The 17,827-nt window shown below is 30.5% G+C and carries 13 protein-coding genes; all 13 read right to left on the bottom strand.

Features of this window, described 5'->3' with window-relative positions; genetic code table 11:
- Window positions 1-22: 22 nt before the first annotated feature.
- Window positions 23-796, bottom strand: a complete 774-nt coding sequence (locus RSA29_RS15060; protein WP_346943607.1) for a DUF4422 domain-containing protein — start codon at window positions 794-796, stop codon at window positions 23-25.
- The gene (glf, locus tag RSA29_RS15065) at window positions 796-1,899 is read right to left on the bottom strand and encodes a UDP-galactopyranose mutase (RefSeq protein WP_346943606.1); all 1,104 of its coding nucleotides are present in this window, start codon (window positions 1,897-1,899) and stop codon (window positions 796-798) included. The genes RSA29_RS15060 and glf overlap by 1 nt, the downstream gene beginning before the upstream one ends.
- Before the next feature lie 51 nt (window positions 1,900-1,950).
- Window positions 1,951-2,622 carry a sugar transferase gene (locus tag RSA29_RS15070; RefSeq protein WP_346943605.1) on the bottom strand — a complete coding sequence of 224 codons (672 nt, stop codon included), beginning with the start codon at window positions 2,620-2,622 and terminating at the stop codon, window positions 1,951-1,953.
- Window positions 2,623-2,820: 198 nt separating this feature from the next.
- Entirely contained in the window at window positions 2,821-5,778 is a 2,958-nt protein-coding gene (locus tag RSA29_RS15075) for a hypothetical protein (protein WP_346943604.1), read from the bottom strand.
- 29 nt (window positions 5,779-5,807) lie between these two features.
- Entirely contained in the window at window positions 5,808-6,755 is a 948-nt protein-coding gene (locus RSA29_RS15080; protein WP_346943603.1) for a glycosyltransferase, read from the bottom strand.
- Complete coding sequence (locus RSA29_RS15085) at window positions 6,752-7,870, bottom strand: FAD-dependent oxidoreductase (RefSeq protein ID WP_346943602.1); 1,119 nt, start codon at window positions 7,868-7,870, stop codon at window positions 6,752-6,754. Before RSA29_RS15085 ends, RSA29_RS15080 begins: the two co-directional genes overlap by 4 nt.
- Before the next feature lie 23 nt (window positions 7,871-7,893).
- Window positions 7,894-8,673: a glycosyltransferase family 2 protein gene (locus RSA29_RS15090; RefSeq protein ID WP_346943601.1), complete on the bottom strand. Its 780-nt coding sequence runs from the start codon at window positions 8,671-8,673 to the stop codon at window positions 7,894-7,896.
- A gap of 16 nt (window positions 8,674-8,689) precedes the next feature.
- Window positions 8,690-9,469: a sugar phosphate isomerase/epimerase family protein gene (locus tag RSA29_RS15095; protein WP_346943600.1), complete on the bottom strand. Its 780-nt coding sequence runs from the start codon at window positions 9,467-9,469 to the stop codon at window positions 8,690-8,692.
- A 2-nt stretch (window positions 9,470-9,471) separates the two neighbouring features.
- A complete protein-coding gene (locus RSA29_RS15100; RefSeq protein WP_346943599.1) occupies window positions 9,472-10,410 on the bottom strand; it encodes an NAD-dependent epimerase/dehydratase family protein in 939 nt (312 codons plus the stop codon).
- Window positions 10,397-12,874, bottom strand: a complete 2,478-nt coding sequence (gene secA, locus RSA29_RS15105; protein ID WP_346943598.1) for a preprotein translocase subunit SecA — start codon at window positions 12,872-12,874, stop codon at window positions 10,397-10,399. The genes RSA29_RS15100 and secA overlap by 14 nt, the downstream gene beginning before the upstream one ends.
- A 274-nt stretch (window positions 12,875-13,148) precedes the next feature.
- A complete protein-coding gene (locus RSA29_RS15110; RefSeq protein ID WP_346943597.1) occupies window positions 13,149-14,012 on the bottom strand; it encodes an SLAP domain-containing protein in 864 nt (287 codons plus the stop codon).
- A gap of 69 nt (window positions 14,013-14,081) precedes the next feature.
- Window positions 14,082-15,089: a hypothetical protein gene (locus tag RSA29_RS15115; RefSeq protein WP_346943596.1), complete on the bottom strand. Its 1,008-nt coding sequence runs from the start codon at window positions 15,087-15,089 to the stop codon at window positions 14,082-14,084.
- A 310-nt stretch (window positions 15,090-15,399) separates the two neighbouring features.
- Window positions 15,400-17,826 carry a hypothetical protein gene (locus RSA29_RS15120; protein ID WP_346943595.1) on the bottom strand — a complete coding sequence of 809 codons (2,427 nt, stop codon included), beginning with the start codon at window positions 17,824-17,826 and terminating at the stop codon, window positions 15,400-15,402.
- Window position 17,827 lies beyond the last annotated feature (1 nt).

Below are 17,827 nucleotides of genomic sequence, written 5' to 3' on the forward strand. Positions count from 1 at the left end.
CCCTTTTTTAAATTTAAAATTTTCAATTCGATGCAATTTTCCTTTTCAAGAAGTCTTTAATCTTCTTGTACCAATTTACATTTTCCATATTTATTACGGATATTTCTTTAGTTTTAAAACTTTGTTTATGTAACCAAACATTGAAAAGTCTTTCACTTAAAAATCCGTAAATCCTACTTTGATAACTATCATAATCTGTAATGTCTATTTCTTTCTCTAATCTAAATAGAATGTCAAATAGCCAACTACAGTAATTGTCAAAGTCACTTTTACTCATAATAAACATATTATATAGATAAAGTTTTGAGTTATCCATGACCTGATTAAAGCTTTCACTATATTCACTATGGTATTTTTTTATTATGTTTTCAACTCTATCTAGGTCTTCAATATGATGAGCATTTTTATAGTGTGATTTTACTGTTTCTATGTAATAATTTCTTTTTTTTGGCAAAATCACATCATAACTATCCATTAATTTTTTTACTTCTTCTGTGGAAAGGATTAGTGAAAATTTATTATTTTTCTCTTTAACTACTTCAATATTAGATTTAAGGGTAAAGTATCTTCTATAATGACAAAGTCCAATATAGTCGCACTTTAAATTTTTATATGCCCAATAAAGACCTGTTAACTCGCAAAAATTAGCATTCTTTGAGGATATATTATCTCCAGTATTATCTCCTGCATATCCTAAGTCCGCTTTACCATTTCTTCCTACATGTAATGGCAAATACATGTTATCCTTAGGCATTTTATATTTTTTGTGAGTAGCGACTAGTATTTTTATATCCATTACATAAACTCCTCTTTAACTTTATCTAAGGCAGCTTTAATTACATTGTGCATATCATAATATTTATATTCCCCAAGTCTGCCACCAAATATAATGTTAGCCTCTTTATCTGCCAATTCCCTATATTTTTCATAATTTCTTATGTTTTTATCATCTAATACAGGATAATAAGGTTCGTCACCCTTTTCCCATTCTTTTGGATATTCTTTAGTTATAAAGGTATTCTCTCCAGTCCCAAATTCGAAATGCTTATGCTCAATAATCCTAGTATAGGTCGTCTCTGTGTCTGTATAGTTTACAACTGCATTTCCTTGATAATTTTCTTCCTCTATAAGCTCTGTTTCAAATCTTAAGGATCTATATTCTAAAACACCAAATTTGTAATCATAGAACTCATCAATCATCCCTGTAAATACTACTTTATCAGCTTCTTCTACAAGGTCCTCTCTATTACAGAAAAAATCTGTAGCAAGTCTTACATCCGAACCTTCTAAAAGTGATTCTATGAGTTTATTGTAGCCTCCTACAGGTATACCTTGATATTTATCATTAAAATAGTTGTTATCGTAGGTGTATCTTACTGGCAGTCTCTTTATAATAAATGCCGGCAGCTCTTCACATCTTCGTCCCCACTGTTTTTCTGTATATCCCTTTATTAACTTTTCATATATATCCGTTCCTACCAATGAAATGGCTTGCTCTTCTAAATTTTCTGGACTTTTGCCATTAAGGACAGCTCTTTGCTCCTCAATCTTAGCTTTTGCTTCCGCGGGTGTTATTACCCCCCAAAGTTTATTAAAAGTATTCATATTAAATGGTAGGTTATATAACTCGCCCTTATAGTTAGCAATAGGAGAGTTTGTAAATCTATTGAATTCAACCATACTATTCACATAGCTCCATACTTCTTCATCACTAGTATGAAAAATATGGGCACCATACTTGTGAATATTTATTCCTTCTTTACTTTCACAGTAAATATTCCCACCATTATGATTTCTTCTATCTATAACTAAACATTGTTTTCCTCTTTTAGTTGCCTCATGAGCAAAAACAGCTCCATAGAGACCTGCTCCTACGATTAAATAATCATATTTCTTCATTAAAAGGCTCTCCTTTTCGTTAAATATATTAATTAATGTATTTAAAACTATTTATCTAGCCCCCTGTTTTTTTATTACAGCAGTAAATGTTTTAAATATTATTTTAATGTCCATCCATATACTTCTATTATCTATGTAATCCATATCCATTTGAACTCGTTCTTCATATGTAGTATCACTTCTACCATTAGCCTGCCAGTTTCCTGTAAGCCCTGGCTTTACCATAAGTAGCTTGTCTCCATAAATCCCGTAGTTTTCAATTTCCTTTTCAACTATAGGCCTTGGACCGACTATGCTAAGTTCACCAGTTAAAATATTTAAAAGCTGCGGTAGTTCATCAAGACTTGATTTTCTAAGAAAATTTCCAACCTTTGTTATTCTAGGATCGTTTTCAAGTTTGAAATTCTCGGCAAACTCTTTTTTTTGTTCTGATGATAAATTGTTTAGCAGTTCCTCAGCATTTATTACCATAGTTCTAAACTTATATATCTTAATTATATTCCCCTTCTCGCCTAATCTGTCGTGAGCAAAAAATATAGGCCCCTTAGAATCCCATCTAACTATTATTGATAATATTAAAAAAACAGGTGAAAGAACTATTAGTCCTGCTAATGACCCAATTATATCTATAATTCTTTTTACAACAAAGTAAGATTTATTTTTTGCTTTTAACGTATTAATATCTACAATAGTATCCTCATACTTAGCCTTTATTTGCTGCATTACACGTTCTCCTTCCATAATTCTATTGTGTATAATACATATTATAACACGTTTTATAATAATGTGAAATTGGTTTATCAAGTGAAACTTCCTAATAATTACTTAATCTTCTACTACAAAAGTAAAAATCCTTTTTTAGATACTTATATTATAGTATCTTAAAAAAGGATTTCTTTCACCCATCTTTTTCTTTTATTTTCAGTCACCTTTCAATATAGATATTGTTACATTCTCCATATCAGTATTCGATGTCACTCTAATTGAATTAACATTTCCTAAATACCATAAAAAGTCACTACTTACCCTTAACATATAGTTTATATCTTCACCTTTTACTATATTAAAGGAATACGCAATAGCTGTAGTAAACTTACTATCTTTATCAACCATTCCTAACTCAACATTAAAAATTCCCTCATTATCACTATCTCCGTTAACCTTAATGTAATTCCCCGTAGATTTATCTATAGAGGTTAAATCTATATCTTCGATTACAGGAACACCATTACTCAAAACAACATTATCCAACACCCCTGATTGATTATTACAATTAATAGCTGAATTCTTCTCATCATAAGTCCCCCAAATATATGGCACTTGCATCAAGTCATACCGGTGCAATAGTTTTGGATCCCCATAATATTCATTTATTAATTCTACATCTGACTTAATCCCAGAAGCCTTATTATTTTCCATAAATTCATTTAATCTTTGAACTTTAGATTCATATTCATCATTTAAGCACCATATAGCAAAGCCCTTTATCTTAAAAAGAGGAGTATAATTTTTACTTATATATTCTGAGACTAGATAATATTTATAAGAATTCTTAACTCCGTCTAACTGTAAAGTTAATACTCCATCATCTATAGGCATCAGTGCAAAACTAACTCTTTTAGTTGAATTGTTAACTTCTTCTATGAATTGCTCTTGAGAGTATACGTCATTTAACAACCCTGGTGATTGATTAATATAAACAGGTTTCTCACGATCTGTTAATGCATATAGCAGTGATTGATTTGTAAAATCTAAATAGGTTTCATCTTGTTCAAATATATTATCAAAAGTATACTTCATAGATTTGCCTAATTCAGCCATTGCATTATCTAACTTAACTCTAGTTGCTTTCTTAGAAAAATCCCCCTTAAATTGCTCATAGGAAGAATAATTTTTAAAAGTCATATCTAATAAAGACTGTTCTACGGGTATCTCTGCCCCTAACACTCCACCAAAGACCATTAGCGTTAAAAAGTATGAAACTGTAAATACTTTATACCTATTTCTTTTTATTAAGACAGTAAAAGCTAAAGCTATGAAAATAGGCAATGAATACAATAACACATGGTTCATGTGACTAGCAAGAGAATGTCTTATTATCCCCCTTGGCGCATTTACCAAGAAAACCAAGAACCCGGTAGCCATGAATATAAATTTATTCATATCTATCGTATCCTTATTTTGCTTAACCTTATATAGTATTAAAATAAATAGGAACGTAGCTGTAGTTGGTATAACCACATAACTAGTAACAAATGAGATCAGTGTAGTATGACCTAACCCATTAATTGCCCAATTTTGATTAGATAATGCTATAGATAAAAACTCACGTATTCGATTTATTGGATTTATATCCTTAAATATGCACATTAATGAAAAAGTTGTTCCTGCGATAAATGCTATAACAACTCCAGTAATCGCCAATGCTTTCCACCTTATTTTTTCCTTATATAGGATTCTTACTAACACAAAAATAATAAGAGTGCTTACAGTAAATGCCATACCTACATCCAATGAATATAAACAGGTAGCACCTATACTTATCCAATACATAAAATAATTTCTTACTTTTTGCTTTTTAATTGCTTTAATTAAAGCCAATACTGTTATAAATCCAAAGAAGTATAAAGTTATAGCTTTATCTAAATAAATAGGAAATATAAGTGTAAATATAAATGCAAAATCTCTATTGAAAATCTTACTAAACACCATGTATATAAAAGTATATAGTAATATATTTGAATAAACAAAATAAGGCACAAATACCGCATCTAAAGAATATCCATTAAGTAATCCAAAAATATGTCCAGATAACTGTACTTTTAACATATGTGCATCGAAAGTCTCTACTATTGGAATTTTACCATACCTAAAAAATTCGCTAATAGCTAAACCATGATTCGCTGCTTCAAAATAATCAGTGGTTATTGCTGATTGTAATGGTATTTGAGCAAAAACTAAAACTACTGATATTATAATTATTATGTAATACCAAAACTCCATATTAAACTTATAAAGCCATTTCTGCTTTATAAGATTCACATAAATGTAAATAGATGCAGATATTAAAAACAAAATAAAATATGTTAAAATATAAATTTTTACTCTACCTTTTATAAAAATATTATGTTGGTTTAATATATTAAAGATTTCTATTAGTATAGATACTATCCCACTAGACAGTAAAAATGGCACAAATGACATTTGTAGCGCTTTTTCACTATAATTATAATCCAAATTTAATTTTCTTATTATGTTGTGCCATAAAATAATCAATAGGTTTATGACAACTACCGTAAATGTATATAGTCCTAAAAATCCTTCCATATTAAATTCTTTTTTTAATTTATACTGAAGTGTAAGAAAAAATAAAGTAAGAGGTATTGATATTAATAATCCCCACTTAATTGCTTTATATTTTGGTATTTTTTCTTTTAAATATATTTTTAATATATCCATTGTTAAAAATACACTTATCCAAAGAAGACAAATGTAAATAGCTAAATCCATCTGGACGGGCCCCTGGGTTTTAAACTTGCTTAACCACGCTAAAATTAAGGGTATAATTCCAACTATAGATACTACATTAACAAATTCTAACCCTTCCATTGATGTGGATTCCTTGTTTTCAATACCTATATATACATTGCTTAGAATGCTATAAATCAAAAAATATAATAAAGGAATGATAATAATTGATAACATGTAAAATTGCCTAACCCTATCTGATACATCCCCACCATATAAGGCCATATTTCCTATAACTCTATTAAAGCTAACTATTCCATTATTCATTGGTTCATAACAATATGAAAAATATAGAGCTAAAAACAGTGATGGTAATATTGATTTACTATGAAATTTAAAAATTCTTTTCATTAAGTAATATTAGCCTCCTTCAACGGCATCTATTTAGTAATTTTATCTATAGATTGTATAATATACTTCTGCCTTCTAAATGAAAGATCTAATATTATAGATAAATATTTAATTATAATAGTCATTATTAAAAATAGTCCAAGAAACGCCACTGAAAGAAATAACATAGTTGTTGTCCATCCTTCTATAGGCTTGTTCAAACTAAAATATGTAACTACAACATAACTCCCTGTGAATATAGTAAAACAGATCATTAAACATGAGAAAAACAAAGATATTTTATAACCAATATCCGTGAATAATATAAATGAATTTATCGCTAAGGTCTCTCTTTCTCTCCCATTATTATCTGACTTTAAATTCGAATTTTCTATAATTTTATTTTCATATATAATACTATTAGTTTTTAGTCCCGAATTTGAATATACAGCTTTTCTATATGGTATAGTTTTATTTAACGAACTTACTCTATTTATAGCTCTTCTTGAAATTATTCTAAAAGTTTCCGTCTTAAGTATTGATGCACTATTATAAAATCTATTAAATAATCTATAGAAAATTTTAGAGGCTAACTTTGTTGTATTCTTAGGTGATGCAGATACTATATCATAGCCACTTAATGCCTTATTATAAACCGCCATTATTGTGTTTATATCATAATCCATAACCAAACCATCAAATTCAAATACTAAATCTCCTATGGATAAATCTACCCCCGCAATCATAGATAACTCAATGCCTTGGTAGTACCCCATATTCACAATGGTTAAAATTGAATTTGGTAAATCTTTAGATAAATCCTTAATAACATTCACACTATTATCTGTAGAAGAATCATTTACGCATATAATTTCAAAGTTTTTAAAATTATCGTTTAGAACATTGTATAACGACTTTAAAAAATGACCTACTATAGCTTCACTATTATGGACATATATCACTGTTGAAATAAAGTTTTTTTCTTTTTCTTTTATCACTTTAACACCTCATCCAAGTCATAAACCGTATTTATTTTTCCTGATAACACACTTATAAATGTAGGTTTTTCAGAAAACTTTCTTATCAACGTAGGCCTTGAATCATCTATTTCTGAAGCCATCAGTATGGGCTTCATTGAGAATAATGATTCCACATATTCAAATTTCAAATCTTCCTTCAAGTATTTTTTAGCAAGACTTGACATATACACCCATGAACTTTTAGGTTTACTTGGACACATATTGCAATTCCCTAATTGTTTAGGTGAACAATACCCCCCACTAGTTTTCTGACAATCAAATGTTGGTAAAACCTCATAACTAGTTATATGTGGAGTAAAAGTTACAGAGGTTAAAGAATGATATCCAGTTTTTCCAAATGGCATGATTGAAAAGAACGGTCCATCCATAACCGTTATCCCTATATCTTTTAGTTTATCATCAACCTTGCACAGAATTATTTCACATAATTCATATTTAATTTTAAAAGGTTCGTAATCTAGCATAGATAGTACTTGATTAACTGACGCATATGTAGCATTAATTAGGAATGCTGTAGAGACTTTTTCTCCACTTGATAAGTAAATTTCATAAGCATCATCTAATTTGTTTATACTCTCAATCCTAGTTGAATATCTTATTTCAACATTATTGTATTTCTCTAACTTACTTTTAACATCAGCTTTTAATATCATAGCATCATATGTAAATTCCTTAGTCTCAAAAGCTCCATCACACATACCCTCATTGAAATATTTATTATGATTTATCTTTTCACAAGCTATATTGGAATCTTTACAAAACTTTTCAAATTGCTTGCCACTTGTCCATGAAAAATTGCTACTTATAGCATAAATTTTTTTGAATTCATCATGTATGCAAAAATTGCATTCCTCACAAAATCTTTCAAAGTATCCTGCTGATTTTGTTGCTGTAGAATATGACCTAGGATAATGGTATCCCATATGTACCCTTGCTTGATTTATATAGGTAGCCCTTTCAAAACAATCATCATCATATTCTAATACTAAAACTTTTTCACCCTTCCGCCCGCAAGTTTCAGCTGCATATAGTCCATAGATACCTGCACCTATTATAATTTTATCATAATCCATATTCTTCACCTTCTCATAAATTCTTAAGGATTATATTTTCCTATCAATGTTTTAAACAGTATATTTAATAAATTCAAGTTTCCCTTTATCCCACTAATCTTAGTCGGAACGCCACCATCCTCTGGGTAACTTCTAGTAACCGGAACCTCTATAACCTTCATCCCTAATTGGGTTGCTCTAACCGATAAATACGCTAATAGCTCATAGGAATCAAATATATTCCTAAAAGGCTTAACTCTATTATCTTCTAAATATATTTTAGAATATCCTCTAAACCCATTAGTCGTATCAGTAAACCTATGTTTAGCTGCTATAGATATTGCTGGTGCATGTATTAGTTTAACCGCTAAATGCCTTATCATAGGTGTATTTATAGCATGCCCACCCTCTATGAATCTAGATCCTTGTATCATATCATAACCTGCATCTAGTTTTTCAACAAATAATGGTATTGATTCAACACTATCCTTGTTATTGCCATCCACAGTTATAATTCCTTTATACCCTCTCTCAAGAGCCCAGTAGTAACCCATCCTAAGTTGGGCACTTAATTTACCATTGTCCGTCTTAGTTAAAAGTGTATTCACACTAAGCGCCTTTAATCCTTCTATTTCCATCGAACCGTCCATTGAACCACCATCACATAAAATAATATCTACTACCTTATGAATATTATTTTCTTTCAACTTCATAAGTTCTTCTATTATTCGACTTCCTTCATTTATCACAGGTATACATAAACAATATTTATTTGCTTTCTCTCTAAAAACAACAGATGAAAATTTAGGTATTTCATTAACCATGGTTTTCCTCCAAATCTTATAAATTCGCTACATAGGATAAAGTATCCTTAATCTTATTAAGTTCACACTGTTTCATTTCTATAGACACGTATTTATCATACTTAACTTCTCTTAATAACGAAAAAAGTTCTCTATGCTGACTTCTCTCTAATATATGAACAAGGTTTGGTTCACTTATATGCACATGATTAATTAGTTCTATATTCTCAGCTAACACCCTTATATCTTCATTGTTTTCTATTATGGTTCCAAAGTCTACATTTACCTTAAATCCGTCGCTTCCTATTTCACTAGCAATATTAAAGGCGTCCTCTGTATAGTTTATAAAATTTGTTCCATATAGAGTAGGGTTCGGCTCAATTGACAATATAGTATTTTTATTACTTGCATACTCACCAAGTTCTCTAAAGAATTCTACTGCTACCCCATAGTCAGCTTCACTTTCTATAATTCTATTCTTAGGAGACCCAAAAACTAAATTATTACAACCTATCACTGCTGCAAAATCAATTCCAGCTTTAATATACTGCTTTAGTATTTCTCTTTCCGTCTCATCTCCAAATAATCTTTCAGTTTTACCGAATATTATAGATTGCATAGAAGATACCTTAAGACCATAGTTCCCTTTCAACTCCTCAGACCATTCTCTAGCCTCTTGAAGTTTTTCATATGGATTAACAGGGAAAATCCTAGTAGGCGCAATTTCTATTGCAGAGTAATTAAGCTTATTTAACATTCTATAAACTTCTTCATCATCTTCTTTTTTCCATCCAATGTTAGAAATTGAAAGTTTCATAATTACCTTATCCCCTTATCTATAAATTGTTTTATATCCTTTAACATAAATTCCTTTGTAAATATATACCCACCGTCTCCATTAAAATCCTTATGATGGATTGTTCTAAAATCATATGATACAGGGTTTGTCGTTATTTCATTGATAAATTCATGCCCAAATACATATTCATATAATTCACTAGCACAAATAGGCTCAGATGCTAAATTTAGAACTTTAATCCCTTTTGACATAGCTATTTCTATATGTCTCCATAGATATTTAAGATTGTAAAATTGGAATACACCTCTAGAATCTGTAAAATTAATAGCCGAAAACCCTACAGACTTAAAATACCTTTTTAGTTCCTCTTTGTCTTCTACTGTTCCCTCAGTACATTTATAAAATCCATTAGATTGAAGCACATACTGTGTTTTAATCTTATCATTACACTTGCTAAGTTCATCTAATTTAGCCTTAGTAAGCATAGCTGGAATTACACTAATCATATCATAGATGAAATTTTTCTTAAGATTGTCACCGTATAGCCCTGGTAACCTAACTATTAAGTAATCCTTAACGTTTTCCTTAACCCAATTCTCAAGATATCTTCGATTAAGTCCATAAGCCTCAACTACATCACAACTTACATCTGTATCTTCATTAACATTAATAGCATTTCCATATACATCTATTGTTGAAATTAAAACTAGCTTTTTAGGCCTTATTTTTTTTATATTTTCAATAGCCTCTAGTATATGTTCTCTATCAGCCTCAGGATTCTTATTTGCTATAAACTTCTCTGCTCTAACGCCACTATACACAAGGACATCTGGGATTGTATCAAATGCCTCATGTATGTTTTTAGAATTATATGAATTATTAAACCCGTATTCACTGGCTAAATTTGAACCAACAAATCCTGAATATCCAACTAAAGATACATTATTATAATTTATCATAATTTACCCTCGCGCAAGAATTCTTAATGACTTCTTTAACTACACTGTACTTCACGCTCTTAACCATATCTTCGAAAGCTTCACTGCTCTCCATCTTGAACTCAACCACTGGGTCTACTTGTCTATACGCTCTAAGCTTTATACCTTCTTTTAGATGTTCCATATTATCTATATGGTCAACCCATTTTTCATCTACCACTGAAAGAAGTATTCCTCTCTCAAAGTTTTTAAATTCTTCATTTATTTTATCTTGTTTTTTAACGTCCTCATCATCATTAAGCGTTTGCTCTACTACAAAGCTTTCCTCGAGACTTTTGTACATATCCATAATAGTTTCATTAAAGATTTTCTGAACCTTATCTACATCTTCATAAATTAAAATTTCTAAATCTATTTCCTCTTTTTCTATTCCAAGTCCTCTTGCAAATACAATTAAATCTCTCATATTTGACTCATAGATTTCTTCATAATCGTCATTTTCTCCAATATTAGCCTCTAGGTGATTCTTTACCATATCTTTTGATACAAACTCTATCATATCCTTAATGTACTGACTTACATCACCATTATCTAAAACGAAGTTTCTCTCATCATAAATAACAAGCCTCTGTTTGTTTATAACATCATCAAATCCAATAAGATTCTTTCTTGTTTCAAAACTATTTCCCTCCACATTCTTCTGTGCATTCTCCACAATCTTTGAAACAAGTCTTCTCTCAATTGGTGTATCCTCTGGCAATTCCATTCTACCAAATAAAGAATTAAACCTATCAGCCTCATAAACCTTAAAAAGATCATCCTGAAGCGACAAGTAAAATCTTGAGCTTCCTACATCACCTTGACGCCCTGATCGTCCTCTTAATTGATTATCAATTCTCCTAGCTTCATGTCTGTCAGTACCAATAACTCTTAATCCACCTAATGATACAACTTCGGAATCAAGCTTTATATCAGTACCTCTTCCCGCCATATTAGTAGCAATAGTAATAGCCCCAAATTGACCTGCATTTTCTACTATCGCAGCCTCTTTTTCATGGTTTTTAGCATTTAAAACATAATGCTTTATTCCTCTTCTCTTTAAAAGATAAGATATATCCTCAGACTTCTGTATGTTAGAAGTTCCTACTAGAATAGGTTGTCCTTTTTTGTTGCAAGAAACAATATCTTCGATTATTGCATTATATTTACTGGTTAAGGTCTTGTATACAAAATCAAGCTCATCAACCCTTGCTACAGGCTTGTTAGTTGGTATCGCTATAACGTCTAATCCATATATCTCTTGGAATTCTAAATCTTCAGTTATAGCAGTTCCTGACATCCCTGAAAGCTTCGTATACATTCTAAAGTAATTTTGTAGTGTTATTGTTGCCAAGGTCTTTGACTCTTTTTGAATTTTCACACCTTCCTTAGCCTCAATAGCTTGATGAAGACCTTCACTGAATCTACGACCTTCCATTACTCTCCCAGTAAATCCATCTACAATGAAAATTTCACCTTTTTTAGATATATAATCCTTATTAAGCTCCATGGTGTAATTCGCCTTTAAAGCCTGCGCAATATGGTGCTGTATATCCCTATTTTCCATATCAGAATAATTCTCTATATTAAACTTTTTCTCAAGTAGTTCTATCCCTGCATCAGTAAGAACTGCTGATCTCCCACCTCTATCTATTTCATAATCCACATTCTTCTTTAATGACTTAACAAATTTATCTGCAATAACATAAAGTTCTGTAGATTTCTCTCCCTCACCAGAAATTATTAAAGGAGTCCTAGCTTCATCTATTAATATTGAATCTATTTCATCTACAACACAATACTCAAGTCCTCTTTGAACTCTCTTTTCTTTCTTAACTGCCATATTGTCTCTAAGATAATCAAATCCAAACTCACTATTAGTTCCATAAACAATATCACAGTTATACTGTTGTCTTCTTTCATCTGGTTTCATCTCATGGAGAATAACCCCAACAGTAAGACCTAAAAATTCATGTACTCTACCCATTTCATCTCTATCTCTCTTTGCAAGATAGTCATTTGTAGTGATGATATGAACTGGTTCTCCTGTAAGCGCATTAAGATAAGAAGAAAGTGTGGCAACTAACGTCTTACCTTCCCCTGTTTTCATCTCTGCAATTCTACCTTGATGAAGGATAACTCCACCAATAAGTTGAACTCTATAATGCTTCATACTTAAAACTCTAGATGAAGCCTCCCTAACCACTGCAAAAGCCTCAGGAAGAAGATTGTCCAAAGATTCTCCAATTCCTAATCTTTCTTTAAACTCTATAGTTTTTTCCTTTAATTCTATATCCGAAAATGATTTTAATTCATCATGAAAACTCTCTATTTTATCAACAATTTTATAAACACTTTTTAATTCTCTTTCACTGTACGTTCCTAATATATCTAATATACCTACCATAGCTATACCATCCTTTAACTTTTTTGAATTTAATGTCATTATTAATTATACCTTATTTAATTTGTTTATTCTATAGTAGAACAAAGGGTTACTCCATAGGAGTAACCCTTGTTTTTTATTATCTAAATAGAAGTGCCGAAGCATTTCTCTTCTAACTAAAAAATATATGTTTTACTATATTTATTGTATCATATATATTGTAAAAATGAAAGTTATTTCTACAATATATATAAATTTATCATTTATATATTATTCATGGTTTTATAGCATATAAGTGTATAACATACCTATATTTTACTTCGACACAGCTTCATTACTTTACCTTTAAATTATAAATATAATCCTCTATAGCTTCACCATATATATATCCTTTAGGAATCCTTATATCAATAAGTTTCCCCTTATTTTTCTCAACAAGTATACCCTTATCCTCTAAGGCGTGACTGCCTTTATATACCAAAATATCACCTTCTAAGAACACACTTATAGGTAGTGAGCTGATTGTAACATCTCTATTACTTCCATTTCTAAGAAGCACTAAAGCAACAATGCCCTCAGATTGACCTATTGCAACTATAGGATCAATAATAAATTCCCCTTGACGAATTGATGGAATATCATATAGTTTTTCTCTTATAAATTCCTTTGTATCCCTTGGCAAATTGTCATCTATAAACGAATCTATATCCATATCTTTTGTATATGCGAATCCAGTATTATATAAAGAAGAAAATACTACCTTCAAATCCTTAATCTCTTCACTCATAGTAACCCCTTCAAAGAGTACCTCATAGTAGAATGAAGAATTTCCTTTTATTCTATAATCACCCTTAAAATCAATTACCTTATCAGCTACTAATTTTCCCTCTTGGTTTAAAAGTCCAAGAGGAACATTGTGTAACTCTACTGATGTTGATGAGGTATTAGTTATAAAAACCTGAGCTTCAACACCTTCATAACCATGGTATATGTTTACCGTTTCTATAGAAAGGTAATCACTCACAGAAATCTTATCTATTTTTTTATATTCATTATAGAGTAAATTCTTTTTAAAATCAGATGTTCCGTAATCAAACTGCAATGGTAGCGTTTCACCCACACCATCTATTATACTTTCTTCAAGCTTGGTCGCTATATCCTCTGGCTTTTTAAATAATTTTTCAAATATACTTGGCATTTTATCACTCCTACAACACTTAATTTTTAATATGGTATTACAGTTTTCTACATAGATATACCAAATTAATTAAATTGGAATCATTGTAGGGTAGTTACTAAGATTAACTTCATTTATAATAGTATTAATTCTATCTTCTATCTTCTCAAGAGAATAATATTTTACCTTCTCTTCAAAGATTTTATTAGATATATATTCTCTTAAATAAGATGTCATATTTATTAATTTAGTTATATCAAGTGAAAGTAATGCATTATAATAATCATTAAAGTTATTTGCATTATTCATTAAATATATATTATTTATAAATTCCATATCTTTTTTAATTTCATCATAGCTCTCATAACTAGGTTTTAATAACTCTAAGTATTTGTATGAATCAGAGGAGTTTAAGATTTCTTTATAGGATTCTCCAAATAGTTTCCTTATTACACCACTGGTATTGGTTCCACTATTAAACTCAGTTATTAATCCTGTCTTAATTTCACCTACATGTAACAGTAGATTTTTTCCTTCATCTATAGTCTCTATAATGGATTTTTCCTTAATCGCTATATTTATGGATTTTTCCATGTTCTTTTCTGAATCCAAGTTATCTTCAAGTTCTTTAATTAAAAAAGAAATATCATAGCTATCTATGATTTTAAGTATTTCCACATGAAAGTGATTATAGACATCTCTTATATCTGATATGTCATTATAAATTTCAATTCCAGTTAGTATTTTTAATATATCTCTACACTTAAGAAAATTGTCCATAGACTTTTTTTGCTTAATAGCATCATTAGCAAGATTCATAGCATCAATAAACTTACTTAGTTTTGAATACTTCTTAACCTCTTCCGGATATGTATTTTTAATAAATCCTTGTCTAACCATTTCCGTGCACTCTTTAATTATTATAATACCTTTATTAATGTCCATACTTTTAATACACTGAAGAATCTCATTGTTCTTTTCAATTAAATTAAAATCTAAGTTAATTGGAACAACCTCACTGTCATCAATGTTTAAAATCACACTGTCTTCACATATTCTTTTCTTCAAATCTATAATTAATATTTTATCTTCCTTCAAAAAAATCCCTCCATAGCTTTAGTTCATAATATTCATATAGATAAAAAATCCATTTTATCAAACTTACATATATTATACTATTAATTTAGGTAAGTTTGTATAATATCTTCTTTATTTCATGCATAAATATTGTTCTTATGGAAATAATGTTTAAAAGTTAAGTTGTTTAACTATAAGTTAATAAAATCAAAAGAGAACCGCCATCTCTGACGATTCTCTCTTTATATAACTATTTTTTCATAGTTTATCACTAGAAATTTCTAGAACTTTAACACTCTAAAGAAATACATTTAACTGTTATTTCTATATATTATAGTCCTGCTGCTAATTTAACTTCAGAAACATTGTTAAATTGAGCTTTTGGAGTTTGAGCTTTAAGTTCTACTAATTTATTAAGAACTTTTTCAGCTACTGTAACTTGTACATCTGCTGATAATTTTGCAAATCCTGAAAGAACATCGCTAGTTAAAGCTGTTTTCATTGCTGATATATCAGTTGCAGCATTTACATTTGTTAAGAAAGTAGTTCTAGCACCGATTCCAGTAGTTATTGCAGTTGTTACAGCTGCAGTATTTTCAAACTTAGCTGTAGTTGGTACTGCATTTCTTGCTACCATTACAAGTTCAGCAACCTCAAGTTTCGCTTGTGAAGAAAGGTTGATGTAATCTGCCATTGCAGGAGATTCATTTAACGCAACTTTAGTTAATGCATCTGCCATAGCTGCTGCTGTTGTTGCATTGTTTACAGCTGCTAATCTTGTTTCTACTGCTTTTGCTTTGTTTGCATTAACGATTATAGCTTGAACTGCTGTTGCTTTAGCAACATCTGTTCCAGTTATTGTAGGAGAACCAGTTAAGTCAGCTTTAATAGCTGTCATATATTCTGTTATTAATGTAGCATCTACAATAGCTTTATCAACTATTGATACATCTGCAAGTCTGTTTAACTCTGCTAATGCTTTTGCTTTAACTTCTGCTGTAGCTGTAGCTGGAGTATAAGTAGCGAAGTTTGTTACTACATTTCCTACTGCAGTTGTTAACGCTGTAGCATTTCCTGGATTTACTACTATAGTTTGAACTGCTGCTTTATCAATTACTGTAGCATTTTTAACAGCATCATCAATTATTGCTTTATATTCTTTTATTACTGCTTCATTAACATCAGTTAATGCTAATACTGTACTCTTAAGAGCAGTTAATAATGTAGCTTCTGTTTTTGCTTCTTTAACAGCTATTACAGCCTTAACAACATCTAATCTCTTTTGTAAATCAGCTTTTGTTGTTACGCCTTCTACATCAGCTTTTAAAGCACTTACTAACACTTGTGCAGCATTAACTTTATCAGTAGTTAAACCTGTTTCTGCTGCTGCAACTACTTCTGTTGTTTTTGCAACGTTTTTAGTATCAATTATTGTTTGTATAGCTACAACTGTTTTTGCAGATTTAGTTGTTTCATATTCTGCTATAAAGTCAGCATTAACTCTTGCAAATGCTGGGTTTTGAAGTGCAGCTAATAATTGTATTTGATTTGTAGCATCCATTACTGGAATTACAACTTTCATTTCTTCAATTATAACTTGTGCTTTTGCTTTATAATCAGTTGTTACACCTTTGCTAGCTGCAACTGATTCTGGTAATACTGCAGGTAATGCAGTTACAGCTTCTTGAGCAATAACAACATTTTTCACAGCTACACCATTAACAGATGTTGAACCATTTGGAGTAGTAGTTACCGCAGTCATCGCTGTTTTTGCAGTCTCTACTAGAGTACCTATAGCTGCTTCTGTTAATCCACTGTTTACTAAATTAATCTTATCTTGAATTCCAGCTATAGTTGTGTTATCTGAAGCTATAGCTGCTTTGTAAGCAGTTATATTTTTTACATCAACACCTATAAATGGAGCTCTATTTATTGCAGCATATAATTTAACTTCTGTATCAGCTGCATTTACTGATGCTATTATTCCATTGATTGTTAATTGAACTTTAGCAAGTCTTGCTTCTAATAATATTTTAGTATCAGACTCTTTAAGCTCAGCAACTAATTCTTTTGCTGCTTTAAGATCTGCTTCTAATAATGTTTTTTCAGCTAAAACTACCGCTGGAGTTGCTTTATCAACAATAGCAGTATCTAATTGAGCTTGTACTGTCTTAGCCCATGCTTTAACTGACTCAACTTTAGAAGTTGCTATTTCATCTAATAATACTTGAGCTGCATCTACGTCAACTTTTAATCCTGATTTTTTAGCTTTTTCAACTGCTGCGAAAGCAACATCAAATTTAGCTTGTTGGAATGTATCTACTGCTGAAGACCATGATGTAATATATTCTGTATTTCCTTCATATGTTTTAAATCCATCTACATATCCTCTAGCTTGGTCTATTTCAGCTTGAGTTAAAGTTGGTTTTAATCCCCCATTAACATAAAGTATAGCGTAGAATTCATTAAATAAGTTCTGTTGAACTGCATCTACCATGCTTGATAGAGTTCCAACCATTGACTCTAACCATGTTTCTCCATTTTTGTAAGCATCAAGTAATGGCTTTATTGCTGTTCTTGCAGCTGTAACCGCTACCTGTGTTTTGTCTGTTTCAGCTTTTTGTGCTGCTGTTAATGCTGCCGCATATAATGCATCATAATCTGGTGCAGTTGCGTCTGCTGCAAATACTGGCATAGCCCCCATCATAAGACTAGTAGCTAATGCTCCACTTAACACCTTTGTGCTTTTTTTACTCATA

It is taken from the genome of Clostridium sp. (genome assembly GCF_036660475.1).
GTDB lineage: Bacteria > Bacillota > Clostridia > Clostridiales > Clostridiaceae > Clostridium_J.

Excerpts from the sequence above, each read along its gene's own strand:
- RSA29_RS15060 (WP_346943607.1), bottom strand. The coding sequence starts at position 796 with ATGGATATAAAAATACTAGTCGCTACTCACAAAAAATATAAAATGCCT.
- glf (WP_346943606.1), bottom strand. The coding sequence starts at position 1,899 with ATGAAGAAATATGATTATTTAATCGTAGGAGCAGGTCTCTATGGAGCT.
- RSA29_RS15070 (WP_346943605.1), bottom strand. The coding sequence starts at position 2,622 with ATGCAGCAAATAAAGGCTAAGTATGAGGATACTATTGTAGATATTAAT.
- RSA29_RS15075 (WP_346943604.1), bottom strand. The coding sequence starts at position 5,778 with ATGAAAAGAATTTTTAAATTTCATAGTAAATCAATATTACCATCACTG.
- RSA29_RS15085 (WP_346943602.1), bottom strand. The coding sequence starts at position 7,870 with ATGGATTATGATAAAATTATAATAGGTGCAGGTATCTATGGACTATAT.
- RSA29_RS15090 (WP_346943601.1), bottom strand. The coding sequence starts at position 8,673 with ATGGTTAATGAAATACCTAAATTTTCATCTGTTGTTTTTAGAGAGAAA.
- RSA29_RS15095 (WP_346943600.1), bottom strand. The coding sequence starts at position 9,469 with ATGAAACTTTCAATTTCTAACATTGGATGGAAAAAAGAAGATGATGAA.
- RSA29_RS15100 (WP_346943599.1), bottom strand. The coding sequence starts at position 10,410 with ATGATAAATTATAATAATGTATCTTTAGTTGGATATTCAGGATTTGTT.
- secA (WP_346943598.1), bottom strand. The coding sequence starts at position 12,874 with ATGACATTAAATTCAAAAAAGTTAAAGGATGGTATAGCTATGGTAGGT.
- RSA29_RS15110 (WP_346943597.1), bottom strand. The coding sequence starts at position 14,012 with ATGCCAAGTATATTTGAAAAATTATTTAAAAAGCCAGAGGATATAGCG.
- RSA29_RS15120 (WP_346943595.1), bottom strand. The coding sequence starts at position 17,826 with ATGAGTAAAAAAAGCACAAAGGTGTTAAGTGGAGCATTAGCTACTAGT.